General features: G+C 50.1%; 19 protein-coding genes and 2 tRNA genes. 18 read left to right on the top strand and 3 right to left on the bottom strand.

The features are described from left to right. Positions 1 to 14: 14 nt before the first annotated feature. From peaD to ACHZBF_RS12040, 5 genes are all read left to right on the top strand, one after another. Positions 15 to 1,145, top strand: a complete 1,131-nt coding sequence (gene peaD, locus ACHZBF_RS12060) for a quinohemoprotein amine dehydrogenase subunit beta (RefSeq protein WP_321528573.1) — start codon at positions 15 to 17, stop codon at positions 1,143 to 1,145. 174 nt (positions 1,146 to 1,319) lie between these two features. After that, positions 1,320 to 3,050: an ABC transporter ATP-binding protein gene (locus ACHZBF_RS12055; RefSeq protein ID WP_321529381.1), complete on the top strand. Its 1,731-nt coding sequence runs from the start codon at positions 1,320 to 1,322 to the stop codon at positions 3,048 to 3,050. After that, positions 3,043 to 3,717, top strand: coding sequence for a subtilisin-like serine protease QhpE (gene qhpE, locus ACHZBF_RS12050; protein ID WP_029133419.1), 675 nt, complete (start codon positions 3,043 to 3,045; stop codon positions 3,715 to 3,717). The genes ACHZBF_RS12055 and qhpE overlap by 8 nt, the downstream gene beginning before the upstream one ends. A gap of 80 nt (positions 3,718 to 3,797) precedes the next feature. Further along, positions 3,798 to 4,721: a hypothetical protein gene (locus ACHZBF_RS12045; protein WP_051302183.1), complete on the top strand. Its 924-nt coding sequence runs from the start codon at positions 3,798 to 3,800 to the stop codon at positions 4,719 to 4,721. Then, complete coding sequence (locus tag ACHZBF_RS12040) at positions 4,699 to 5,745, top strand: U32 family peptidase (RefSeq protein ID WP_321528572.1); 1,047 nt, start codon at positions 4,699 to 4,701, stop codon at positions 5,743 to 5,745. The genes ACHZBF_RS12045 and ACHZBF_RS12040 overlap by 23 nt, the downstream gene beginning before the upstream one ends. On the opposite strand, the gene ACHZBF_RS12035 is transcribed toward ACHZBF_RS12040, so the two are convergent. Then, a complete protein-coding gene (locus ACHZBF_RS12035) occupies positions 5,746 to 6,264 on the bottom strand; it encodes an FKBP-type peptidyl-prolyl cis-trans isomerase (protein ID WP_394707575.1) in 519 nt (172 codons plus the stop codon). It abuts the gene before it with no gap. 221 nt (positions 6,265 to 6,485) lie between these two features. Between ACHZBF_RS12035 and alaS the strand changes: the two genes are divergently transcribed. The 5 genes from alaS to ACHZBF_RS12010 all read left to right on the top strand — a co-directional run bounded on the left by alaS (position 6,486) and on the right by ACHZBF_RS12010 (position 11,853). After that, entirely contained in the window at positions 6,486 to 9,092 is a 2,607-nt protein-coding gene (alaS, locus tag ACHZBF_RS12030) for an alanine--tRNA ligase (RefSeq protein WP_321528570.1), read from the top strand. A gap of 119 nt (positions 9,093 to 9,211) precedes the next feature. Then, positions 9,212 to 10,444 (top strand): aspartate kinase, encoded by a 1,233-nt coding sequence (locus ACHZBF_RS12025; protein WP_029133415.1) that lies wholly within the window; start codon positions 9,212 to 9,214, stop codon positions 10,442 to 10,444. Positions 10,445 to 10,693: 249 nt separating this feature from the next. Beyond that, the gene (csrA, locus tag ACHZBF_RS12020; RefSeq protein ID WP_029133414.1) at positions 10,694 to 10,888 is read left to right on the top strand and encodes a carbon storage regulator CsrA; all 195 of its coding nucleotides are present in this window, start codon (positions 10,694 to 10,696) and stop codon (positions 10,886 to 10,888) included. A gap of 583 nt (positions 10,889 to 11,471) precedes the next feature. After that, positions 11,472 to 11,562: transfer RNA gene (locus tag ACHZBF_RS12015), tRNA-Ser, on the top strand. A 214-nt stretch (positions 11,563 to 11,776) separates the two neighbouring features. Continuing rightward, a tRNA-Arg gene (locus ACHZBF_RS12010) sits at positions 11,777 to 11,853 on the top strand. 184 nt (positions 11,854 to 12,037) lie between these two features. Here the strand turns inward: ACHZBF_RS12010 and ACHZBF_RS12005 are convergent. Both ACHZBF_RS12005 and ACHZBF_RS12000 read right to left on the bottom strand, forming a co-directional pair. Beyond that, positions 12,038 to 12,814, bottom strand: a complete 777-nt coding sequence (locus ACHZBF_RS12005) for an integrase core domain-containing protein (protein WP_335342976.1) — start codon at positions 12,812 to 12,814, stop codon at positions 12,038 to 12,040. Beyond that, entirely contained in the window at positions 12,760 to 13,137 is a 378-nt protein-coding gene (locus ACHZBF_RS12000; RefSeq protein ID WP_394707590.1) for a tyrosine-type recombinase/integrase, read from the bottom strand. Before ACHZBF_RS12000 ends, ACHZBF_RS12005 begins: the two co-directional genes overlap by 55 nt. Before the next feature lie 231 nt (positions 13,138 to 13,368). Here ACHZBF_RS12000 and ACHZBF_RS11995 point away from each other — a divergent pair, with 231 nt between their 5' ends. From ACHZBF_RS11995 to ACHZBF_RS11960, 8 genes are all read left to right on the top strand, one after another. Continuing rightward, entirely contained in the window at positions 13,369 to 14,043 is a 675-nt protein-coding gene (locus ACHZBF_RS11995; protein ID WP_321528569.1) for a HEPN domain-containing protein, read from the top strand. A gap of 201 nt (positions 14,044 to 14,244) precedes the next feature. Beyond that, a complete protein-coding gene (locus ACHZBF_RS11990) occupies positions 14,245 to 14,439 on the top strand; it encodes a hypothetical protein (RefSeq protein WP_321528568.1) in 195 nt (64 codons plus the stop codon). Positions 14,440 to 14,441: 2 nt separating this feature from the next. Further along, positions 14,442 to 15,362, top strand: coding sequence for a DUF4007 family protein (locus ACHZBF_RS11985; protein WP_321528567.1), 921 nt, complete (start codon positions 14,442 to 14,444; stop codon positions 15,360 to 15,362). Further along, positions 15,359 to 18,859, top strand: a complete 3,501-nt coding sequence (locus tag ACHZBF_RS11980; protein WP_321528566.1) for a hypothetical protein — start codon at positions 15,359 to 15,361, stop codon at positions 18,857 to 18,859. The genes ACHZBF_RS11985 and ACHZBF_RS11980 overlap by 4 nt, the downstream gene beginning before the upstream one ends. A gap of 2 nt (positions 18,860 to 18,861) precedes the next feature. Continuing rightward, entirely contained in the window at positions 18,862 to 19,728 is an 867-nt protein-coding gene (locus tag ACHZBF_RS11975) for a phosphoadenosine phosphosulfate reductase family protein (RefSeq protein ID WP_321528565.1), read from the top strand. 16 nt (positions 19,729 to 19,744) lie between these two features. Then, on the top strand, positions 19,745 to 21,388 hold the full coding sequence (locus ACHZBF_RS11970; RefSeq protein ID WP_321528564.1) for a DEAD/DEAH box helicase: 1,644 nt from the start codon (positions 19,745 to 19,747) through the stop codon (positions 21,386 to 21,388). 5 nt (positions 21,389 to 21,393) lie between these two features. After that, positions 21,394 to 23,187: an ATP-binding protein gene (locus tag ACHZBF_RS11965; RefSeq protein ID WP_321528563.1), complete on the top strand. Its 1,794-nt coding sequence runs from the start codon at positions 21,394 to 21,396 to the stop codon at positions 23,185 to 23,187. 75 nt (positions 23,188 to 23,262) lie between these two features. Beyond that, on the top strand, positions 23,263 to 24,201 hold the full coding sequence (locus ACHZBF_RS11960) for a phospholipase D family protein (RefSeq protein ID WP_321528562.1): 939 nt from the start codon (positions 23,263 to 23,265) through the stop codon (positions 24,199 to 24,201). Positions 24,202 to 24,205: the final 4 nt, after the last annotated feature.

Here is a 24,205-nt window from a genome sequence, read left to right as displayed (position 1 = left end):
TGGAGATGAGTTTGATGAAAACCAAAAAAAGAACTGTACGGGCATTGCTGGCACTTGCCGGAGTGGGCGTAATCCTGTCGGGTTGTCATGGCAACGTGAAACAGGCCGCCACCACGGCGCCCCATGAGTATCTGTTGACGGTGACCCGGCCGAATCAGCTGCAGGTAATCGACACCCAAACCAACAGCATCACCCGCTCCTGCGATGTCCCTGGCTATTTCGGTGCGGGCTCAATCGCCATGTCGCCGGATGGCCGTATCGCCTATGTGTTGTCCAACAAGTGGGAAGACATATACGGCTTTGATATTACCGACTGCAAAATGGTCTTTTCCGCCAAGCAGTCAAGTAGTGACGTGATTGTGAAGACGTTCTTCTCGTTGGCCGTCAGTCCCGATGGCAAGGAGCTCTATACCGTACAGAATCCGGTGCGTGAGCTGGATGACCGTTATGAGGTCATGCAACCGCAGCTTGCCGTGTTCGATACGACGGCGGGGCTCGATGTGCAACCAAGCCGCAGCTGGCCGGTAGATCGTCGCATCACCAAGATTGCCACCATGGATAACGGTGAGGTGGTTTTGGGAGGCGCCGATCTCAAGGCGATTGATCCGCGGACCGGAACGGTGCGTGTCATCAGTAAACTGCAGAACTGGGAACGGGGTGCGCGCTGGCTCACGCCGGATGCCTTCGCTGTCTCTTCCCAGGGTGAGCATGTTGGTGAATACATCATGGCCTATGTCACCGCAGAGTTTAAGGATGACAGTATGAACTTTGAGACTGCGGACTGGTGGTGGGGCATGAGCCGGGTCGACCTGAAGTCTGGTGCGGTGGAGCAAATGGAGACGGTCCCCTTTCAGTTCATTGTATTCAGCTGGGTATCCGATCCGCACGATTCCAATATCATCTATGGGGCCTTCAATACGCTCTCCAAGCACAACATCAAGGAGAAGAAAACCCTGGCCGTAACGGATATGGATCACACCTATTACACCATCAACATGACATCGGATGGCAGCACTCTCTATGTCGGAGGAACCTCCAGCGATATCTCGGTGCATGACCCCGAGACGCTGAAGAAAATCGGTAGCATTCAACTGCCGGGCGATATGTCTACCGCGGATATGCGTCTGGTGAGATTGCAGGAATAGCCACGTGATGTTCCCGCCAGATCGGCCCCCCATGCCGGGGGGCTGTTTTATCCCGGAGTGGATCCATCACCCCAAGCGCACGTCTCCAGGGATGGCGGTGGCAGACAACGTCGGGAACTGGTTGTCGAGGAAGCCCGAGCCGAGGGGTGCGCGCGCGTGGATTTTCGGTCGATCATGTTTGACCGGCTGATTAGCTCCAGCGAGCCGAACACACAAGCGGCCGCACGGGCCGCTTTGGGCTGGGTGTACGGCTTTGTCTGGCCCATGCGTTATCGCATGTTGGTGCTGCTTCTCCTTTCACTGCTGGCCACCGCTCAGGCGCTGTTGCAGCCCTGGTTGACCAAGGTATTGATTGACGACGGATTGCTGGCCGGTGATCGGGATCTGCTGGTCAATGTAGCGCTTGTGATGATTCTGATCGGGATCCTGGGCATGGCGCTGTCGGGCCTGAATCGCTATCTGCATACCCTCCTGTCGGGTCGCATCCTGTTCCGGTTGCGCGAAGATCTCTACCGGCATCTGCAGACCCTGTCGCCCACGTTTTACGGTGAGCGCCGGACCGGAGATATCCTCTCCCGCCTGGACGGGGATGTGGCCGAGATCCAGCGCTTTGCCGTTGACTCCCTGTTTGCCGCCATCTCCAGCATTCTGGGCCTGATTGGGGCGGTGGTGTTGATGTTGATGCTCTCCTGGCAGTTGTCGCTGATTGTGGCGCTGCTGATCCCCGTCGAAGTGCTGTGGATGCGCTGGATGCGGCGCAAGCTGGAGCAGCGAACCCGGACCCTGCGGGAGCGCTCGGCCGATCTCTCCTCTTTCCTGGTGGAGACCCTGCCGGCGATGAAGTTCATCCAGTCGGTGGGCCAGGAGGCGCGTGAGGCCAGGCGCCTGGGTGGTCTTGGCGACCACTATCTGGGGGATCTGATCAAGCTGCAGATGACCGAGTTCTTTACCCGTGCCGTCCCCGGTATGTTGACCTCCCTGTCCCGGGCGGGCGCCTTTATTGTCGGCGGGTTCTGGGTGATTGACGGGCATTGGCAACTGGGTGCGTTGATTGCCTTCTCCACCTATCTGGGTATGGCCATTGGTCCGGTGCAGAGCCTGTTGGGACTTTATGTGTCGATCCAGCGGGTTTCTGTGAGCCTGGGTCGCGTGGCGGAGTTGCGTTTCAGCCCGGCAAGTGTGACGCCGCCCGATACACCGTGTCCATTGCGGAAAACAGGTGGGGATATTGTGTTTGATTCAGTCTCCTTCGCTTATCCCGGGCGTACCCAGCAGGTGTTGCAGGGGTTGAATATCGCTATTCCTGCCGGCAGCAAGGTGCTTCTGACCGGGCGTTCCGGTGTCGGCAAGTCGACCCTGATTGACCTGTTGCAGCGTCACTATGATCCGCAGTCGGGACGCATCCTGCTGGATGGTGTTGATCTGCGTGACTGTGATCCGCAAGCGATCCGCCAACGGGTGGCGGTGGTGAGTCAGGATATTGTGCTGTTTCGCGGCAGTCTGTTTGAGAATCTGCGTTACGCAGCGCCACAGGCGGATGAGAACGCGATACTGGCCGCAGCCAGGCGTGCCCGTCTGGGAGAGCTGATCGAGCGCCTGCCGGAGGGTATCTCCAGCCAGGTTGGTGAAAGGGGCGTGCAGCTGTCCGGCGGGCAGAAGCAGCGGGTGGCGATCGCCCGCGCCCTGTTGCAGGATCCGTTGGTACTGGTGTTGGATGAGGCAACCTCGGCCGTCGACCAGGAGACGGAGACAGAGATCATCGCAGCGGTGGATGAGCTGTTTGCCGATCGTACCCGGATACTGATCAGTCATCGCCCCGCGTTGTCCGATGCGACATCGATAGTACTAAAACTGGATGACGGGGTGATTGAGGTGCTGCCCCGGCTGGAGATGGCCTATGAATAGAGTGGTCACGGTGGGTGTGGTGGACAGCGGCTTCAGCCGTGATCAGGCGCAGACTGTTGATTGTGCCGCGGCCTTCGTGGTTGATTCCGAAATGCTGGTGCAGCGTGAGACGCAGTACGACTGCGTTCAGCACGGAACAGCCGTAATCCGCGCCATCACCACGACAGCCCCGGCCGCCCGACTGGCGGTGGCCCAGGTGTTTACCGAGCGCTTTACCACCACACCATCACAGGTCGCGGCGGCTATCCATTGGTTGCTGGAGCAGCAGGTGGATCTGATCAATCTCAGTCTCGGCCTGCGGGCTGACCGGCCGGTTTTGCAGGCGGCCTGTGCGGCAGCGGCAGCAGCGGGAATACCGCTCTGTGCCGCCACACCGGCGCGCGGTGATCCGGTGTTTCCCGCCGCCTATTCCGGTGTACTGCGCATGACAGGTGACGCACGCTGTAAGGAGACCGAGTGGTCCTGTCTGGAGACGCGCTACGCCGACTTCGGTGCATTTGTCCGCAGTTCGGACAGTCGGGTCGCCGGGGCCAGTATCGGTACCGGCTATCTGAGCGGGCATATCGCGGCCTACCTCGCGACCGGCAGAGCGGCGGATGTCGATTCAATCCGACGTTATCTGCGCGAAAATGCCTGCTATTTCGGTGCCGAGCGGCGGACAGGATGATGCTATGTCCGGGTTTTTCGTATCACAAGACCGAAGCGGTTGTATGTCGGGTCGACCGAATAAGGTGAGAGGAGATTGACATGTCGTTGGTGAATGCCGCTGTGTCCGAGCCAGAGCTGGCCTTTACGCTTTGTGATGCTGCGCTACTGGAACGTCTGTCCGGTCTTTCCATGCCGCTCACGGCGCGTGACTGCATGGCGGCTCTGGGTTGGCGCGAGACTGTGCTGCCCGAAAAGCTGGCCGACCGTGCGCTTGACCGGATTCATTTCGGTAATGAATTTTGTGAACGTCTGTTGCCGCACCGTCCCCAGCTTGAACGGGTAGTGGATTGGAGCGTCGAGCAGGGTCTCGGTGTCACCCTGTTGACGCCGATGCTGGCTGATCGGGGAATCGACCTGTTGCCCCGGTTGTTGGAGCGGCTGCCTGAACAGAGCGAGGTGGTGGTCAACGATTGGGGTGTGTTGCGACTGCTGAGGGAGCAATTCCCCCGGCTGTGTCCGGTAGCGGGACGGCAGATGGGCAAGATGATCAAGGATCCGCGCCTGCCCTCGGCGGAGTGGGCCAGTGCGATACCGCCGGGGATGCAGTCGTCGCTCTATCCGAAACTGATGCGGCGCTTCGGAATCGAGTCGGCGGAAACTGATATCCGCCCCTTTGCCGAGCCGGCCGACCTGCAACCCAACGGCTTGCGGCTCTCCGTGCACCTTCCTTATGGTTACACCCTCAAGGGGCGCATCTGCAAGCCGGGCTCGCTGTCGCTGGACAAGCAGCAAAAGTTCATGCCTGGACACAGTTGTCAGAAGGAGTGTCTGGTCTATTTCAGCCGCATGCAACGGACCGGTTGCCAGAGTCCTCATGAACTGCCCAGCTTCCTGCGTGGCAATACCATCTTCTATCGCCATGGGGAAGAGCAGCAACGGGTGTTGGCGGAGGCACTGCAACAGGGTTGGGTCAATCGATTGGTACTGGCGGGAGACTGGAATGAAAATCGTTGCGCCGATTAGCAAGGCAGAGGAGTTGGAGCCGGTTCTGGAGGCGGGTGCCGATGAGGTGTTCTTCGGTATGGTGCCGCAGGAGTGGACCCGGCAGTTCGGCATCTCCACGGTAAGCCGTCGGCTGTTCGGCAACATCAGAGAGTATGCCGAGATGCAGTGGATCATCGCTACCGCCCATGCGGCCGGGAAACAGTCCATGCTGACCCTGAACGCCCAGCACTACACCGAGCCGCAGATGCAGTGCCTGATCGAGCTGGCGCGACGCTTTGCCGGCGAGGGGGGGGATGCCCTGATCCTGGCCGATCCCGCTCTACTGATGGCGGTGGCGGAGCTGGATCTGGGCATCCGGATTCACCTGAGCTCCATCGCCGCCTGCCGCAACAGTGAGTCGGCCCGCTTTTTCGGCGAGCTGGGGGTCGACCGGGTCATTTTTCCACGCTATCTCAAGCTGGATGAGATCCGGGATATTGCCGCCTCCCTGCCGCACATGGAGTTCGAGACGTTCATCCTCAACGACGGCTGCATTTACGAGGAGGGGGTCTGTCACACCATCCACCTGCCGCAACAGTATGGGGGTCCGATCTGCATGGATGCCTATCAGTACAGTTTTTACCGCGCCGACGGACAGCGTATAGACAAGGTAACACAGCAGGCGCTGTTGCAGAACGAGGCCGATTACAAGGAGTGGACCTGGTACAAATTCAGTTGCGGTTTTTCGACCTCTGAACAGGGCTACACCTTCGGTCCCTGTGGTCTCTGCGCCATCTCCCGGCTGGCCAGTGATGGGGTGACGGCGATCAAGATCGCCGGGCGGGAGGCGCCGCTGGAACGCAAGCTGAAGAGTATTCAGCTGGTGCGATCGGTGCGTGACCGGGTGACTTCTGGTGCAACGGCGCAGGCCGTTTATGACTATGCCTCGAATGTACGGGCTCGGCCCGAGCTGTGCCACTCGGGCTACATGTGTTACTACCCGGAGGTGCTGGATGAGGTGGAGTGTGGCCAGCCCGGGCTGCGTGTGGCTTTGCCCAAATGACTACTTGAGCTCCACCGTCACGCTCTTTTTCTGCTCCTTGGCATAGATCTCGTCCATATCCTGAACCTGGCCACTGGCCAGCTCTTCCTCGATGGCGTCGCGTACCTCGACAATCACCACATCAATCTGGATTGTGACACCGGCCAGCGGCGGGTTGGCATCCACCACCACACTCTCCTCATCCACCTTGACCACGGTGACTACCACCTCGGTATCATCGCGGCGGGTCTTGAAGCGGCTGCCGACGGTGATTTCACCCGCCATGCGGAATTGCTCCCGGGGGATTATCTTGATCAGCCGCTCGTCGGTGGCACCGTAGGCCTGTTCCGGGGTGAGAGTGATCTGCAGGCGTTCGCCTATCGATTTTCCTTCCAGGGCCGCTTCCAGAGCCGGAAATACCGCGCCGCGCCCCTGGATGAAGGAGACGGTATCCCCATTGTCCGAGGTATCCAGCAGATTGCCGAGCTGGTCGGTCATGGTGTATTCGATGGTCACTACCTTGTCGTTGCTGATCTGCATCTTGTCGCCCCGGTGTATGCTCAAATGGCCGGACATCTTAAGGCGGATTGTGCCGATGTCCAAGCCGGACGGTTTTCGGCGGGAACCGTCTTCATCAGGCAGGCTGGCGCCGGGCCGGGTCTATTTGTTCTCCCCGGTCGATTTCCGTAGAATTGCAGGTGACAACTCCAGTGGTTCTGCCTAATATCCACCATTTCGTTTAATCACAAAGTCTAGCCTGTATGAAGACCAGCGCCGAATTACGCACCGCCTTTCTGAATTTCTTTATCGAGAAGGGACATACCGAGGTTCCCAGCAGTTCGCTGGTGCCCCATGACGATCCCACTCTGCTGTTTACCAATGCCGGTATGGTGCAGTTCAAGGACACCTTTCTGGGGCGGGAAAAGCGTGACTATGTGCGTGCCACCACCTCCCAGCGTTGCGTGCGCGCCGGTGGCAAACACAACGATCTGGAAAATGTCGGTTACACCGCCCGTCACCACACCTTTTTTGAGATGCTGGGCAACTTCAGCTTTGGTGACTATTTCAAGTGCGAGGCGATCAAGTACGCCTGGGAGTTCCTGACCGAGGAGCTGGGTCTGCCGGAAGAGAAGCTCTGGGTGACGGTGTACGAAGAGGACCAGGAGGCGGAGGATATCTGGCTCAAGGAGATGAAGATCGATCCGACCCGCTTCTCCCGTTGCGGCGCCAAGGACAACTTCTGGTCCATGGGCGATACAGGGCCCTGTGGCCCCTGTTCCGAGATATTCTACGATCATGGTCCCGACGTGTGGGGCGGCCCTCCGGGTTCGCCGGAAGAGGATGGCGACCGCTATATCGAGATCTGGAACCTGGTGTTCATGCAGTTCAACCGGGATCAGTCGGGTGAGATGACCCCCTTACCCCGTCCGTCGGTGGATACCGGCATGGGGCTGGAGCGCCTGGCGGCCGTGCTGCAGCAGGTGCACAGCAATTATGAGATCGACCTGTTCCAGCATCTGATCAAGGCTGCCGCAGAGGTGACCGGATGCAGTAACCTGGAAGAGAAATCCCTGCGGGTCATCGCTGACCACATCCGCTCCTGTGCATTCTTGATCGTGGATGGCGTGCTGCCCTCCAATGAGGGGCGTGGTTATGTTTTGCGCCGGATTATCCGGCGCGCCATCCGTCATGGCTACATGCTGGGCAAGAAAGATCCCTTCTTCCATAAACTGGTGGCACCCCTGAGTCAGGAGATGGGTGACGCCTATCCCGAACTGCCCAAGGTGGCCGATCAGGTGACGCGGGTTTTGCGTCTGGAAGAGGAGCGGTTTGCCGAGACCCTGGAACAGGGAATGAAAATCCTTGATCACACCATCGAATCGCTGGATGGCAAGCAGATCCCCGGCGAGACCGTGTTCAAGCTCTACGACACCTACGGCTTCCCCACCGATCTGACCGCGGATATCGCCCGCGAGCGGGATTTGACCCTGGATATGCCCGGTTTTGAACAGGCAATGGAAGCGCAGCGGGAGCGGGCGCGTGCCGCCAGCCAGTTCGGCAGTGCCCAGCAGGTGGAGATCAATCTCGATGGCGCCACTGAATTTACCGGCTACGAGAAACTGGAAAGCAAGGCGACCATCATCGCGCTGTTCCAGGATGGTCAGTCCGTCGATACCCTGGGCGACGGCGAGGCGGGGATGGTGGTGCTGGACCGCACGCCGTTCTATGCCGAATCCGGCGGTCAGGTAGGCGATGAGGGTGTTCTGGTCTGTGGTGACACCCGGTTCATCGTTACCGATACCCAAAAGCAGGGTGGCGATGTGTTCGTTCACCACGGAAACTTCCAGGGTGACTCGATCCAGGTCGGTGCCGAGGTGGTCGCCCGGGTGGATGGTTACAAGCGTGCCGCCACGGCACTCAATCACTCCGCCACCCACCTGATGCACGCCGCGCTGCAGCGGGTGTTGGGCGATCATGTCCAGCAGAAGGGTTCGCTGGTCAATGCCGAGCGCCTGCGTTTCGACTTCTCCCACTACGAGCCGGTCAGTCGTGACCAACTCAGGGCGATCGAGCGCATGGTCAACGAGCAGATCCGGGAGAACCATGTGGTGCAGACCCGCATCATGTCCCTGGAAGATGCCAAGGCGAGCGGAGCGATGGCGCTGTTCGGCGAAAAGTACGGCGACAATGTGCGGGTGTTGCGCATGGGCGACTTCTCCACTGAGCTTTGTGGCGGCACCCACGTCAAGGCGGTGGGGGATATCGGCTTGTTCAAGATTGTCTCGGAAACCGGTATAGCCTCTGGCGTGCGGCGTATCGAAGCGGTAACCGGCGCGGCCGCTATTCAGTGTGTGGAAGAGGATGAAACGCGGCTGCAGCGGATCGCGGATCTGGTTAAATCCGGTCGTGACGATGTGGCGGAAAAGGTCACCCAACTGGTGGAACGCAGTCGGCGCCTGGAAAAAGAGCTGGAACAGCTGAAGGGCAAGCTGGCCAGCTCCGCCGGCAGCGATCTGGCCGGTAGCGCCGTCGAGGTGGCCGGTGTCAAGGTGCTTGCAGCCAAGCTGGATGGGGTCGATCCCAAGGCCCTGCGCGACACCATGGATCAGTTGAAAAACAAGCTGGGCAGTGCCGTGATCCTGCTGGCGGCGGTCAGCGGTGAGAAAGTCAGTCTGGTGGCCGGTGTCACCAAGGACCAGATCCCCACCCTGAAGGCAGGCGATCTTGTGAAATTCGTTGCCGAACAGGTAGGCGGAAAAGGTGGTGGCCGGCCCGACATGGCGCAGGCCGGCGGCAGCGATCCCGCCGCGCTGCCAGGAGCCCTGGCTTCGGTTGAGGGATGGGTGCGCGAATCGCTGGGACAGTAAGCAGCATCTGTTTACGAAACCGTGGAAACCACCCTGCTTTTATTGTTTAATTAGCGCCCTTCGGACGCCCGGCTTCTCGCCGGGTGAATTATGTAACTGAAAAGCGAGTAGCAGAATCAATGGCCCTTATCGTACAGAAATACGGTGGCACATCGGTCGGCAGCATTGAGAGAATACAGGCTGTTGCCGAAAAGGTCGCGGCGGCGAGAAACCGTGGCGATCAGGTGGTGGTGGTGGTCTCCGCCATGTCCGGCGAGACCAACCGGTTGATCGCGCTGGCCAAGGCGATAGAAGAGCACCCCTCGGCGCGTGAGATGGATGTGCTGGTATCGACCGGCGAGCAGGTGACAATCGCACTGCTCTCCATGGCCCTGCACAAGATCGATTGTCCTGCAAAATCCTATACCGGTGGACAGGTGCATATCCTGACCGACAGTGCCCACAGCAAGGCGCGTATTCAGGATATCGATGACATCAAGGTCAAGGCCGATCTGGATGCCGGTTGCGTGGTGGTGGTGGCCGGGTTCCAGGGTATCGATGAACAGGGTGCAATCACCACACTGGGACGCGGCGGCTCTGACACCACGGCAGTGGCCCTGGCGGCGGCCCTGAAGGCCGATGAGTGCCAGATCTTCACCGATGTGGACGGTGTCTACACCACCGACCCACGGGTGGAGCCAAAAGCCCGCCGCATGAGCAAGATTTCGTTTGAAGAGATGCTGGAGATGGCCAGCCTCGGATCCAAGGTTCTACAGATCCGGGCGGTTGAATTTGCCGGTAAATACAATGTACCCCTGCGCGTACTCTCGAGTTTCGAAGAGGGCGAGGGAACCTTGATCACCTTTGAGGACAAGGGTATGGAAAACGCAAAAATTTCAGGGATCGCGTTCAACCGCGATGAGGCCAAACTGACCATCCTGGGTGTGCAGGATCAACCCGGTGTGGCTTATCGGATACTGGGTCCCATCTCCGATGCCAATATCGAGGTGGACATGATCATCCAGAACATCGGTCAGGATGGCACCACTGACTTTACCTTTACCGTGCATCGCAACGATTACGACAAGGCCGTGTCCATCCTGAACGATGTGGCGAAGGATCTGGGTGCACGGGAGGTAATTGGCGACAACGCTATTGTCAAGATTTCCCTGGTGGGTGTGGGCATGCGCTCACATGCCGGTATTGCCAGCTCCATGTTTGCCGCGCTGTCGAAAGAGGGAATCAATATCCGCATGATTTCCACATCCGAAATCAAGATCTCGGTAGTGGTTGACGAGAAGTATCTGGAGCTGGGCGTTCGTGCGTTGCACGAGGCCTTTGACCTGGCGGCAGAACCGGCAAAGATAGGCTAGAGTTTATCTATACGGACTAGTCAGTTCCGTCTGCCAGTGCCGCAGGTCCATTTTGCATTGCGATTAAACCTTTAATTCACTTTTTTCTCAATGTGTTAGCTGGTAGAATCCCTTCGCTCTTTCACCACATCTCCTGTGGGGTAAGTGCTTGGTTGGCGGCGTTTCCTTTCATTGTCCGGAGGATGGAGTTCCTCAGAAGGGCTGTGTTTGAGGCGCCACAGTTGGAAATTTAGACAGGGAGATTGGACGATGTTGATCTTGACACGCCGCGTAGGCGAGACTCTGATGATCGGCGACGAAGTAACCGTAACGGTACTGGGCGTCAAAGGTAATCAGGTCCGTATCGGTGTCAATGCCCCACGTGATGTAACCGTGCACCGTGAAGAGATTTACGAGCGCATAAAACGTGAACAGCAGACTGACCAAGATATAGTAGACGAGTAAACCGTTTGCTTGTGCGGGGCCGTTCAGGCCCCGCAGTATTCATACCCTTAGTTGGACGCGATGGCTGCGCCGTGTGGTGCGGATTTGGCCTTAAAACGGCAAAAACAAAAGCCGTTTTTTAGTGAAATTCATAGAAGCAATACGAAAAAAAATGGGTTAGAATACCGCCTCTTTTGGGGTGGTGGGTCACGCCCGGCTTGGTCTGCTTAGCAGGCTGGCCCCGAAGGGGAGAGGTGCGAAGCACCGAATCACGCGCGCCCCTGATGGTCCGTAAGGACCATTGAACGTGTGAACTGATTTAGGAGAGCTGGCCGAGTGGCTGACTAGGATCCGCAGGATCCTGAACGTCCGGAGGACGGCCCCGAAGGGGAGAGGTGCGGAGCACCGAATTACGCGCGCCCCTGATGGTCCGTAAGGACCATTGAACGTGTGAACTGATTTAGGAGGGCTGGCCGAGTGGCTGACTAGGATCCGCAGGATCCTGAACGTCCGGAGGACGGCCCCGAAGGGGAGAGGTGCGAAGCACCGAATCACGCGCGCCCCTGATGGTCCGTAAGGACCATTGAACGTGTGAACTGATTTAGGAGAGCTGGCCGAGTGGCTGAAGGCGCGCCCCTGCTAAGGGCGTATACGTTAATAGCGTATCGAGGGTTCGAATCCCTCGCTCTCCGCCATTATTCTGGACGGTAACAGAAGTTCAGTAACCGTGGGCAGTTGGTTAGTCCACGATTCGAACCCTCGATTCATAAGGAAGGTTCGATCGCGGAGCACGCAGTGCGTAGCACAGCGACCGCAGGGAGCTAATCCCTCGCTCTCCGCCATTATTATAGTCAGCTATGTAGTTGACAAAGGGGCAGAAAATCTTCAGAATTCGCGCTCCAAAGTTAAGCGCCCGTAGCTCAGCTGGATAGAGTACCTGGCTACGAACCAGGTGGTCGGAGGTTCGAATCCTTCCGGGCGCGCCATATAAACTAAAGCTCACCTTCGGGTGGGCTTTTTTTATATTGCATGTAAAGCAGATTCGAAACTCCGACTTCAACCGGACGGTTCGACGAGGCCCGCAGGGCCGAAGCAAGAGCGTGAAGCGCGAGTCATCCTTCCGGGCGCGCCATATTAAACAGGGTGTGTACCGAGCACATAGGTCACACTTTATACCGGAGAGATAGGTAACACTTCGGTCAAGAAAGGGTTGGGCGCTGGCTCAACCCTTTCTTCGTTTTCATCAAAAAATCCTAAGTCATATTTCATAAAGCTGACAAGCCAAATTTTGTCACTGACCTCGCGAATACCCACATATTGACCGGCGAACACCGTACTGAGATTAATTTTTCGGCGGCCGATGCAGATACGTCCGCACTTCGTGATTTTTACGGTGCGATTATGAAAAGGGTATTCAGGTACTTCGGGAACGCGATATTCACGGGTGGAAGGTGTATACAGCTCACCGGGGTACTTCATGCCCAGTGCCTGGTGAGGGCGCTGGTTATTGTAGACCTCTAAAAATTGGTCAAATCGTTCTTGCTGCTGAAGAAAATTGAACGCAGGCGGCTTTGTGGCCTCCTTCTTCAGTGTTAAATGCATGCGCTCATGCCGCCCGTTCTGCTGCGGTTGTCCCGGCTGAATCCGCTCGATAGCGATGCCCAGGCGCAACCACCAGACGGAGAGTCGGCTCAGACCAAAAAGCGCATTGGGCGAGGCGAAAGGCACGCCGTTATCGGTGCGGATAGCCTGCGGTAAGCCAAATTGTTTAAAGGTCCGCTCAAAGACAGGAAAAGCGCCGACTTCCTTGGTGGACTCCAAGCCTTCACAGGATAGTAGATATCGTGAGGCGTAATCCGTCATGGTTAGCGGATAGCAATAACAGCGATTGCCTAACAGGAATTCGCCCTTGAAATCGGTACACCAGAGGGTGTGTACCGAGCACATAGGTCACACTTTATACCGGAGAGATAGGTAACACTTCGGTCAAGAAAGTGTTGGCCCCTCACCGACCGTAGTGCCAGCAGTGCTTCTTGATTGAGCGGTATACCACGACCCTCACCGTTCTTTGTTGTACCCGGTTCTAGCCATGCTACCTGTCGTTCAAAATCCACTCGCCGCCACTCCAAGTTCAAGATCTCCCCCATGCGACAGCCTGTCGATAAGGCATACCGGATAACCGGTGCCAAATGTTCAGGTGCCGCTTGGAGCAGTCCATTGGCTTGCTCTCGTGTCAGAAAACGAATCCGCCGTTTAGGTTCCCGAAGCATACGCAGCTTAGAAAACCGATCCAGCCATCCCCACTCATCATGAGCAAGATGTAAGATACGACGAACCACTTCCAAGGCACGGTTAAATGAATTATAAAAATCAATAATATCCTATTATTAGGAATTAGATGCATGATTTTGGGTGTTATTTAGCATGCGAATAAAAGCATTGCTCAGTCATTAATTGATTGGGTATAGTGGGCTTTGAGTTCTTAGCTGTGGTAGGGCTTTGTGGCAAACAAGAAAATGGAGCTGGCTTACCCGGTCCTGAAGGCGCAGCATCGAAATATAAGGGATGCCTTTTCAACATCACTATCCCTCAGAACTCACCGAGCATTGAGCTGGTTACAGCGTGCTGAAAGTGAGAAAGATGATCCTGATGCGCGGTTTATATTTTTATGGATTGCCTTTAATGCGGCCTATGCGAATGAAGTACATGACCGCTCAAGGTTTACCGAGCGTAAACTCTTTCTGACCTTCCTTGCTCGCCTGATCGATATAGATCACCAAAATCTTTTGTACCAGATTATTTGGGAAGAGTTTCCTGCCTCTATTCGTCTTCTGATAGACAATAAATATGTCTATCAACCTTTTTGGGATTATCAGAATAACAAAGTGAGTGCAGAGAGTTGGACGAGTAGCTTTCAGCACAGCCGCGTGTCGGCTAATAGGGCGCTCGGACGGATGGACACACGGCGTGTGCTTGCCATTGTGTTCGACAGGCTTTATGTACTAAGAAATCAGCTGGTTCATGGCGGTGCAACCTGGAATGGTCGGGTTAATAGAGGCCAAATTAGGGATGGAGTCAGCATCATGGGCCAGCTGGTACCCGTGGTGATTTATTTGATGATGGAAGATAAGGATGGCCTTTGGGGTGAACCCTGCTATCCGGTGGTGGATGGTTGAGTGAATGATGTCGCTAACTCTAAATGAGGAACTCATCAAATGAGCTTGGTCGTCTGTATAGTGAGAATGAGAGTAATGGGTGCTGGGGTTGTTAGGGGATGATTATTAATTTTCTGCACATTCATTAAGGTTAAATAGACTTATCATGTTACATAACATTTGCTATGTTATGTAACATAGCAAATGTTAAAGGTGAGTCTAATGCCAGTAGGTACGAGTGGTCGAATCGTGATTGAAGTGGATCCAGAGTTAAAGCAAGAACTCTATTCTTTATTGGATGAAGAAGGGTTGAACTTGAAACAGTGGTTCCTAGGTAATGTCACTGACTATCTACGCCACCGTAGGCAGCCGGAATTGCCTTTATTTAATAAAACCAATAACGGCAGGGAAGCTTGAATATGAGATTTGATCCAGAAAATGTGGGTTTTGGCCGCCACGAAACTTTCGCACTTCGCTATAGCTGGCTACCGAAAGGATTTCAGGCACTGCAAGACAATCCAGAAATTTTTTCATCCGAAGATGCGACAGTAGTCCTGGGTGTAGGTAAAAACATGGTAAATGCAATTCGGTACTGGTTACTTGCCAGCCAGCTTATCGAATTGAATGAGGGGAGGGGGTATCAACCAACGCCGGTAGGCGAGGCCCTTTTTGGAAAAAAAGGATATGACCCCTATCTTGAAGATGAAGCCACGATTTGGCTTATCCATTGGCTTATTGTCACCAATCCACAACAAGCGACTGCATGGTACTGGTTCTTCAATGAGTTCCATAAACCTGATTTCGTTTCTCAAGAAGTCGCGACATCACTCTACGATTTTGTGTCGCAGCGTAAGCTCAAGACAGCCGCTACGACTGTTAAAAATGATGCCAGTATCGTGTTACGTATGTATGCGCGTTCTAGAGGAAACGGTCGAACTCCAATTGAAGAGGCACTTGATTCTCCGCTTGCGCTACTAAATCTCATCACCCAATCACCTGGAGGTCGAAGCTATACATCACGGCCATCTGAAAGGGAGGGTCTACCTATAGGGATTTTAGGCTATGCGCTTGCTGATCTATTTCGGAATCTAGAGCTGAATGAACTCCCAATTGAAGACTTGATGTATTCAAAAGAGGGAATCGCTTCCCCTGGAGCAGTTTTCCGGCTTACGGAAAATGCATTGATTACTAAGTTAGAAAAGTTAATGCATGAAATGCCAGGGGTTTTTGAAATACGTGAATCAGCAGGTATTCATCAGTGTTATTTACTTGAAAAGGTGGATCCTGCGGTGTTTATAAGATTCCACTATTCAAGCGAGACTCAGGAGGTAGCAGCATGAGTCTTGTCGATATCATTAATGTAAAAACTCACTATACACGCTCAATCAATATGGAGCGTGACTCAGATTCGATGTCAGTAGTTGAGGCGTACATACCAACAACTCGTGCATTGAGAACCATGAGAAGTATGGTTGAGGCACTAAGCGTTGATGAGGCTCCTCGTGCATGGTCTTTAGTAGGTCCATACGGCTCAGGAAAATCATCCTTTGCGGTGTTTCTTACGCATCTTCTCAGTGATCCTGCAAGTGCCGCTAGCCAAGCTGCGCTGAAGAAGCTACGCAGTGCAGATGCTGGAACGGCCAGGAAATTTGCAGAGCTTAGTAAGGCGACCCAAGGCTACTGTACGGTTTTACTTACAGGTAGCCCCGAGTCTCTGGCTAAACGCTTAGTGGATTCACTCGCTAAATCTGCGCGTAGTATTTGGGCAAATAGGCGGGGTAGGTCACCCTCAGTTGTTGATCGATTAGATGAGATTAGTCAAAGCAAAGAAATTCCTACAACAACGGAAATTCTTAGTTTAGTTGAAGAGTTGCAGACCGCTTTAGCGCGTATTGACCACAACGGTCTTTTGATCGTAATTGATGAACTCGGTAAGTTTTTGGAATACGAGGCTCGTCATTATGGAGCGAACGATATTTTCTTGCTCCAGGCTTTAGCTGAGCATGCACTTGCAAAACATGATTCTAAACTCTCAATTGTTGTGATGCTACATCAGGCTTTTGAGCAATACGCACGAGGTTTAGGTGAGTCGCTCAGAAATGAATGGGCTAAGGTACAAGGCCGATTTGAGAATATTCCTTTTGTAGAATCAGCAGAACAGGTCTTGCGCATTGTTGCTGAGGCTATTGAACAAAAAGTAGATAGTAGTCAGAAAACAACTATCTCGAAAGGCGCGAAAAGAATTGCTAAGGCCTTGGCTAAGGCTAAAGCTTTGCCCGGTACGATGGATGAGGCTACAGCGGCTGATTTATTTGAGCGCTGCTATCCATTGCATCCAATTAGCGCATTATTGCTGCCACGCTTATGTCAAAAAGTGGCACAAAATGAACGTACTCTATTTAGTTATCTTGGTAGCCGGGAAGGCCATGGGTTCCATGATGGCATTAAGCGATGTGAGAAGATCGGTGATTGGATCTACCCTTGGGAGATCTATGAATACTTTATTTTGAATCAATCCGCCGCTTTATCGGATCATTTTACCCATAGACGCTGGGCAGAGGTCGTTACTGCTACCGAACGATTGGGTGATGCCCAGGATGATGAAGCCCATGTCCTCAAGGCAATAGGGTTGCTAAATATTATTGGGGGACAAGGCAACTTCAAATCGTCCAAAAGTGTCGTTAGCCTTTGCTTGCCTAAAAAGGCGGCAGTGGACGAGGCAATTAAAGGATTATCTGAAAAATCGATAATTCAATATCGAAAATTTAGTGCTGAATACCGAGTATGGCAGGGCAGTGACTTTGATCTTGAGGCGACGATTCAAGAAGAGTTAGAAAAGATCGGTCGCTTTAATTTAGCTGAAAGCTTAAACAATCGGCACAGTCTAATGCCGATAGTTGCGCGTAAATATACGATCCAAAGTGGTGCATTGAGGTACTTTTATCCCACATTTACAGATGCTCAGTCATTTTCGCAGTTAGAAGATAGCCAGACTCAAGCGAGGATTGTATTTTATTTGGCCGAAAGTAAAGATGATGAATTGTCATTTCATAAGAACATATTAGATTCAAAGGCTTCATTAGATATTCGTGTTCTGTGTCTAAGTAGCGATCAGCTAAGAGAAGCGACTAGTGAAGTGCTAGCACTTGAAGAAATTCAACGCACTGCCCAAGCACTCAATTCTGATCCAGTGGCACAGCGCGAGTTTAAGGATCGTTACAGTGCGGCAGTAGCGCAAGAAGAGGAGTTGCTAGACCGGCTTACATCAGAGCCCCAATCACATCAGTGGTTTTGGAAGAACAAACAGTTAGATGTGGTTTCAAAGCGTTCACTTCAGGAAGAGCTTTCGCGGGTATTATCCTCGGTATATTGTGACACTCCGATTTTCAAAAACGAACTTATTAATCGTGATAAGCCTTCGTCTCAGGCAAATGCCGCAAGGAATAAATTGGTCATTGCGATGTTTAATTGTGAGAGTGATTCAGATCTGGGCATTGAGAAATTCCCACCTGAAAAGGCCATTTATCGTTCCTGCTTGCGGGAAACGAAGTTGCATACCCTTGGGGAGGACGGCCAATGGGTATTTAGGGGGCCAAAGTCAGCTAAGAAAGCCGATGATCCCTGCAATATTTATCCCGTATGGCATCGCATCGAAAAGTTTTTAGATAGTACTGAGCAAGAGGCCAAGTCGCTTATCGAGCTCAACCGAGAGCTAATGTCGCCTCCCTTTGGCATTAAAGAGGGGATGCTACCCATACTGTTTTTAACCGTACTGGTGGCCAATCAGCAGGAGCTAGCCATCTATGAGAGCAAGGTATATACACCGTACCTTACTGAAGAGCAGATTGAGCGTTTTTTAAAGCGTCCTGATGAGTTTACTGTTCAGCGCTTTCGTATAAGTGGGTTGAATCAATCAATACACGAGGTTTACGCAACGACGCTCTTTAATGACGGGAAGAGTCGAAGTATTTTGGCTTTAGCTAAGCCATTGGCAAAAATGATCTTAAACTTACCTGTTTACACTCAATACACGCAAACAGGACTCTCTCAGCGAGCAAAAGCTGTTCGCAATTTGTTCAAACACGCTAAATCACCCATTACTTTAATGCTAGAAGACTTGCCAAAGGCCTTAGGGGTTGATTTGGAGAAGGCGAAGGTAGAGGAGAGTGAGCTCTGCGCTTTATCTAAACGTCTAATGGAAACATTGAGAGAGTTGCAGCACTGCTTTACCAACATGAAAGGCGAGTTCAGGGAGCTACTTGCAGCTACTGTTGGTTTGGATAAAGCGACTGATCTTGCTGTTCTTAGAGAGGCCATGGCGGGACGCTGCAGAGGACTCGATGATTACACGATCGATCGTGATGGGTTGAAAGCGTACATCCAGCGCGCTCTTAAGACTGCTGATGATCCGGATATGTGGTTCGATAATATTTTGGCTTTTCTGGGTCAGAAGTCTCCAGATAAATGGATAGATACAGATAGAGCGTCAGCAGAATATAGACTTGTTGAACTCAGTCGAAAAATAACAGAACTTGAACGCCTGCGATTACATTATCAAGATTCTAGTAAGTTATTTGACAGTGACTTTGATGTGTATTTGCTCCGCACCGTAAAGAAAGGAGCGCCAGATTACGATGAAGTCGTCGCTATTGATAAACACCGTCATGAGGCTATCAAAAGTGTAAAGGCGGATATGCTTATTGCCATGGATGGTATTGATGGTGAACTGAAGTTGGCGGCATTAGCTGAATTGGTTGATGACGTTTTAGCGCAACGCCGGAAAACTAGCAAACGGCAACCTACGGCTAAAGCAAAACGAATCAAAAGGACAAACTAGTAATGTCTAATAAATGGTTAGAAATGGCTTTAAATGCGCCTGAGTCTACACGACATGTCTTGGGTATTTCAGGTGGTAAAGATAGTGCAGCACTTGCTATTTATATTAAGGATAATTATCCAGAAATAGCAGACAAGATGGAGTATTTCTTTACTGATACTGGTGCAGAGCTTCAAGAGGTTTACGATACTTTAGATAAATTGGAAGCACACCTAGGGAAGCCGATTAATCGCCTAAGCAGTAACCGAGACTTCAATCACTGGCTGACATTGCATGACAATATGCTTCCTTCAGTTAAAGCCCGTTGGTGTACTCGGGTACTAAAAATAAAACCCTTTGAAGAATTTGTCGGTGATGATCCTGTTATTAGTTATGTGGGCATCCGCGCGGATGAGAATCGAGAGGGCTATATCAGCCAGAAGGCTACTATTCAAGCCGTTTTCCCCTTCTCGGAAGATGGAATCGTTCGTGCTGATGTATTTCGTATTCTTGAAGAGTCTGTAGGTATTCCCGCTTATTATGAATGGCGCAGTCGTTCAGGGTGTTTCTTTTGCTTTTTTCAACGTCAGGATGAATGGCTAGGTCTAAAACGTAGACATCCTGACTTGTTTAAACAAGCACTTGCGATGGAGCAAAATGTTAGCCAAAGAAAATTTGATTGGGGCAATGTTAAAAGAATTGATTCAGGCAATGGCTATACCTGGCACCAAGGGGGAACCCTTGAAGAAATTGTTGCAAAAGCAGAAGAACGCGAGTCATTGAAGAAGAAGAACACTAAACAGGTGAAAGTGAAGTGGCAGGATATTCTAAAAAATGAACTGGATGATGATGATCCCGAGGATCAGGCGTGCTTAATTTGTAGCTTATAGGGATTATTACAAAGTAATGAGTATTAATAATAAGCCTACCGTATTATCTGTATTAGGGAATATGCGGTATGAAGGTATAACGCGTATTGCGGATGAGTTAATCCTTACCATACTGAATGAAGTAGATAATACTGTAAATATATCTAAGTTACAGACAACGATCCTGAATATTTATGGAGAAGGTCATTTACTCCTTGATGCTAATAAGAGAAAGGTTATATTTGAATATTTATTAGAAGAAGAAGCGCAAGATCTTTGTAATGTATTAAATTGTCCAAATAATGATCGTGATGTTTGGGCGAAGCTTATTGGGCTCAATTTCAATGATGATAGAAAATTAAAGTTACTTAAGTACTTCAATATTCCAAACTATGAAGAACTATTAAAAGAACCGGATGTTGTCAGTTATCCTGATATTATGCAGATTATTCCTAACTATGGTTTGTTTCTGCATCAAGAACGGGCTGCTGCACAAATTAAAAATCTTCTGGTTTCTCCTCGTAGTAGAGTTCTTTTGCATATGCCAACCGGGTCGGGAAAAACTCGGACGGCAATGAGTATTAGCTGTGACTATATACGAAATCATATTGAGAAACGCGACGGACGTGTTGTTTTTTGGTTTGCAGATACAGAAGAATTATGCAGGCAAGCTGCAGATGAGTTTGAGAGGGCGTGGACTAATCTAGGTGTTGGTGAAACCAACCTATATAGATTATATGGAAATAGTAATGTTTCACTGGCTAATATTACTAGTGGATTTGTAATTGCAGGTCTTCAAAAAATAAATAGCATGATAAGTCATGAGCAAAACGAATTCTATGCAATAGGAAAGAGAACGAGTTTACTAATATTTGATGAGGCGCATAAAGCATTAGCCCCAACTTATGGCCATATAATCAATGTTTTTCAAACAACAGGTACTGCGTCCTTATTAGGCTTATCTGCTACACCAGGCAGGTCTACATTTGATGCAGCTGATAATGCTAAATTTGCAGAGTTTTTTGATTATAAAAAAGTTGTTCTTGAAGTTGAAGGGTATGTGAATCCCATTGATTATCTTCAAGAAGAAGGCTATTTAGCTAAAACAATTTATCACCCCCTTCCATATGATGCGAGTGAAATACGTTTAACTCGGAATGAAATTAAGGCTTTAACTGATGGTGAAGATGTTCCAAAGTCTTTACTTATAAGACTTGGGTTAGATGCAAAAAGAAACATATTGATCCTTAATCTAATTATCGAACTATGTCAGGAAAAGCGCCAAATAATACTTTTCAGCTGTTCTGTTTCTAATGCAGAAACACTTTATACATTATTAAAATACAAAAATATTAATGCGGGAATCGTTACATCAAAAACAGATAATAAAGTAAGACAGGATACAGTTTCCAAGTATAAGAGTGGTGATATACAGGTAATTGTGAATTATGGGGTATTAACAACGGGATTTGATGCCCCAAAAACTAATACAGCTGTTATTGCACGCCCAACTACTTCATTAACACTATTCAGTCAAATGGTTGGTAGAGCAACCCGAGGGTTAAAGGCAGGTGGTAATGCTACTTGTGACATTTTCGTAATTAATGATGCCTTGCCTGGGTTTAGAAATATGGCTGATGCATTTTGTCATTGGGATGATGCTTGGATAGAAGAGGAATAATAATAATGGAACAAGAGCAAAAAATATTTCCTATTTCATTGGTTATGGAATCGATGAAAGATAGTGGATATAAGGATGCTGCGCATGCAGTAGCAGAGTTAATTGATAATAGCATTCAGGCAGGGGAAGATATCGATGTTCCAGTAGATATTGAATTAATTTGCCTAGAAGAGACCAATTTTCTTAACGATAGGCAAAGCAGCAGAATTATTGAGATTGCTGTTTATGATAACGCCACCGGGATGTCTCCTGATATTTTGCATAAAGCTTTAGCTTTTGGCGAGGGGACAAGAAGGGGAGCAAAAATTGGTATCGGTAAATTCGGAATGGGTCTTCCAAATGCATCAATTTCTCAGTGCAGTAAAGTTGATGTTTGGTCGTGGCAGAACGGGAGCTGCTTCCATTCCTGTTTGGATATATCTGAAATCGTAAAAAGCGGTAAAGATACGCTTCCTATCCCCACGCAGTCAGAACTTCCTGAAGCTTGGAAGTCAAGGATAAAAAATCAAATTGGTGATAGCGGGACACTAATTGTATGGTCAAGTTTAGATCGACTGAAGTGGAAGCGTCATAGGGCATTCTTTTCAAACACAGAATTCATTGTTGGAAGAATGTATCGGTACTTTCTTCTTGATGAGAGCTGTCGTATTCGTATGGCCGCATATAACGATGCAGAGTGCCTTTTTGATGAATATGTCAAACCAAATGATCCACTTTATTTGATGCCTAATACTAATACTCCTGAGCCATTTACTAGCGTCCCTGGCTTCAAGCTATATACCGAAGATGATTATTATATTCAGTATAATGGCGAAAAACATAAAGTTACCGTTAAGTTTTCGATAGCTGATCATAACTTCAGAAAAAATTATTCGGAGTATTATGATGATAAAAATTATGCAAATCCCGGAAGCACCCCTTTTGGTAAACACTGTGCAAAAAATCTCGGAATATCCGTAATTCGTTCCGGAAGGGAGTTAGAGTTAAATAATAGCTTTAATATTCAGTATGAACCTACAGAACGGTGGTGGGGTGCAGAGCTAAGGTTTGATGCAGCGCTCGATGAAATATTTGGTGTGACTAATAATAAGCAGGCAGCCACAGCATTTAAGCAAATAACTAAAGAAGATATTGCAAATGAAGAGGATATTAAGCCGAGCGAAGTAAAAAAATACTTAGAGGCAGAAGGCGATTCGCGATATCACATATTAGAACTTTCAGAATCTATATATAGCAAATTATCTGCCATTAGGAATGAAGTAAAGAAACAGAGAGAAGGGCAAAATACTAAAAATGAAGTAACTACTAATGATGCTGCAGAAAGAGCGGCGTCTGTTACTGCTAGTAAAGATGGTACAAAAGGCCTAAGTGATTTTAAAGAAAGCACCCTATCTGACGAACAAAAAGAGCAAGAACTTCGTGATGACTTAGAAAGAGACGGAGTATCGCCTGATGATGAAGATATGCAGGCGATTATTAAGTCTGCTTTAGAAGATGATGAGAAATTTATAATAGGTATGTCAGATATGCGTGGCGCAGATGTGATATTTGATGTGACTCAACCAGCAGGGAAACTAAAAGTCACCATTAATGAATCACACTTAATATATAAACATTTAATCGCAGAACTAAAAGAGAGTGCAGATTCTTCATATGATATCGTCAAGTTACTTTTTGCTTCCTGGGCGTTAATGGAAGATAGGGAGCAAAACGAAAATAACCGCGATCAATTACTTGAGATTAGGAAAGAGTGGGGGCAGTACGCTAAAAAAATGTTGAATGAGTATCTCAATGCATAATACCTGGGTACGTAGTGTGTAAGTCGCAGTAATATGGCACTTTTCTTACATTGACTATTGAGATAAATAATAGCTATGTTTTTTTATGGACCACAGATTTGGCATTGGATATCACAGTCTTCAAGAGGCTGTAAGGAAAGAGTATGGATAGCGTCTGCATATGTTACTGAAAAGAGATTATTAAGACTAAGTGAATTATTTGACGTAAAGCAACTTGATAAGTGTATTGTTGTACGTTGGCAACTTAGTGATCTTCTTGATGGATCATCCACTTTAAAGTCATACGAAGTCGCTAAAGAGAACGGTTGGCGTTTTTTTGTAAACCTAGATTTGCACGCAAAGGCCTATATATTCGATAACTCATGTGCACTCGGAAGTGCAAATCTAACTGAGAAAGGAATGGCAGGATTTACTCCGCCAGGAAATAGAGAAGTACTGGCGCATGTAACAGATTATGTCTCACTAATTGATTGGTACAATGAGTTAATTACTTTCTCTACTGAAATAGATGACGAGTTATTTGAGAAGATTAGCGCTGTTGTATGTAAAAATAGCATTTCGCAGGACAAATTACATATCAATAGTGATGAATATGGTGATCTGTTTAAAAGAGAAGTTCTTTTTGGCAAAGACCACAATTTATACACACATGACTTGTTTTGGACGTCTAACACGCAAAAGGTATTTAGGGGAATCAGTCATGAATCAACAGACAGAGATGTAGAACATGACCTTTCGATTATGGGATTACACAGCTTTTCTGATCACGCCATTATGGGCACACGATTTATTGGTACCAAAGCATTTAAATGGCTCTTAAATACGGTAGATGATCAATCATATTTCGGTGAGTTAGCGAGTAAGTTGCATTCATCGCTTATGGATGATCCAACTCCATATAGAAAAGATGTTAAACTGCTACTTAATAACCTCCTTGGATGGACATCAGCATACGGGACTGAATATTTTATAATAGATCAGCCTAATATTAGCCAAAGAGTATCAAGAAAATAATTCG

It is taken from the genome of Sedimenticola selenatireducens, assembly GCF_963675335.2.
Classification (GTDB): domain Bacteria; phylum Pseudomonadota; class Gammaproteobacteria; order Chromatiales; family Chromatiaceae; genus Sedimenticola; species Sedimenticola selenatireducens.
The sequence above is the reverse complement of the archived record's forward strand: the minus strand, read 5'-3'. Positions and strand labels throughout refer to the sequence as shown.

What these genes read in the sequence shown, in the direction of transcription:
- peaD (WP_321528573.1), top strand. Translation starts at nt 15, where the DNA reads ATGAAAACCAAAAAAAGAACTGTACGGGCATTGCTGGCACTTGCCGGA.
- ACHZBF_RS12055 (WP_321529381.1), top strand. Translation starts at nt 1,320, where the DNA reads ATGTTTGACCGGCTGATTAGCTCCAGCGAGCCGAACACACAAGCGGCC.
- qhpE (WP_029133419.1), top strand. Translation starts at nt 3,043, where the DNA reads ATGAATAGAGTGGTCACGGTGGGTGTGGTGGACAGCGGCTTCAGCCGT.
- ACHZBF_RS12045 (WP_051302183.1), top strand. Translation starts at nt 3,798, where the DNA reads ATGTCGTTGGTGAATGCCGCTGTGTCCGAGCCAGAGCTGGCCTTTACG.
- ACHZBF_RS12040 (WP_321528572.1), top strand. Translation starts at nt 4,699, where the DNA reads ATGAAAATCGTTGCGCCGATTAGCAAGGCAGAGGAGTTGGAGCCGGTT.
- ACHZBF_RS12035 (WP_394707575.1), bottom strand. Translation starts at nt 6,264, where the DNA reads ATGCAGATCAGCAACGACAAGGTAGTGACCATCGAATACACCATGACC.
- alaS (WP_321528570.1), top strand. Translation starts at nt 6,486, where the DNA reads ATGAAGACCAGCGCCGAATTACGCACCGCCTTTCTGAATTTCTTTATC.
- ACHZBF_RS12025 (WP_029133415.1), top strand. Translation starts at nt 9,212, where the DNA reads ATGGCCCTTATCGTACAGAAATACGGTGGCACATCGGTCGGCAGCATT.
- csrA (WP_029133414.1), top strand. Translation starts at nt 10,694, where the DNA reads ATGTTGATCTTGACACGCCGCGTAGGCGAGACTCTGATGATCGGCGAC.
- ACHZBF_RS12005 (WP_335342976.1), bottom strand. Translation starts at nt 12,814, where the DNA reads ATGTGCTCGGTACACACCCTCTGGTGTACCGATTTCAAGGGCGAATTC.
- ACHZBF_RS12000 (WP_394707590.1), bottom strand. Translation starts at nt 13,137, where the DNA reads ATGCTTCGGGAACCTAAACGGCGGATTCGTTTTCTGACACGAGAGCAA.
- ACHZBF_RS11990 (WP_321528568.1), top strand. Translation starts at nt 14,245, where the DNA reads ATGCCAGTAGGTACGAGTGGTCGAATCGTGATTGAAGTGGATCCAGAG.
- ACHZBF_RS11985 (WP_321528567.1), top strand. Translation starts at nt 14,442, where the DNA reads ATGAGATTTGATCCAGAAAATGTGGGTTTTGGCCGCCACGAAACTTTC.
- ACHZBF_RS11980 (WP_321528566.1), top strand. Translation starts at nt 15,359, where the DNA reads ATGAGTCTTGTCGATATCATTAATGTAAAAACTCACTATACACGCTCA.
- ACHZBF_RS11975 (WP_321528565.1), top strand. Translation starts at nt 18,862, where the DNA reads ATGTCTAATAAATGGTTAGAAATGGCTTTAAATGCGCCTGAGTCTACA.
- ACHZBF_RS11970 (WP_321528564.1), top strand. Translation starts at nt 19,745, where the DNA reads ATGAGTATTAATAATAAGCCTACCGTATTATCTGTATTAGGGAATATG.
- ACHZBF_RS11965 (WP_321528563.1), top strand. Translation starts at nt 21,394, where the DNA reads ATGGAACAAGAGCAAAAAATATTTCCTATTTCATTGGTTATGGAATCG.
- ACHZBF_RS11960 (WP_321528562.1), top strand. Translation starts at nt 23,263, where the DNA reads ATGTTTTTTTATGGACCACAGATTTGGCATTGGATATCACAGTCTTCA.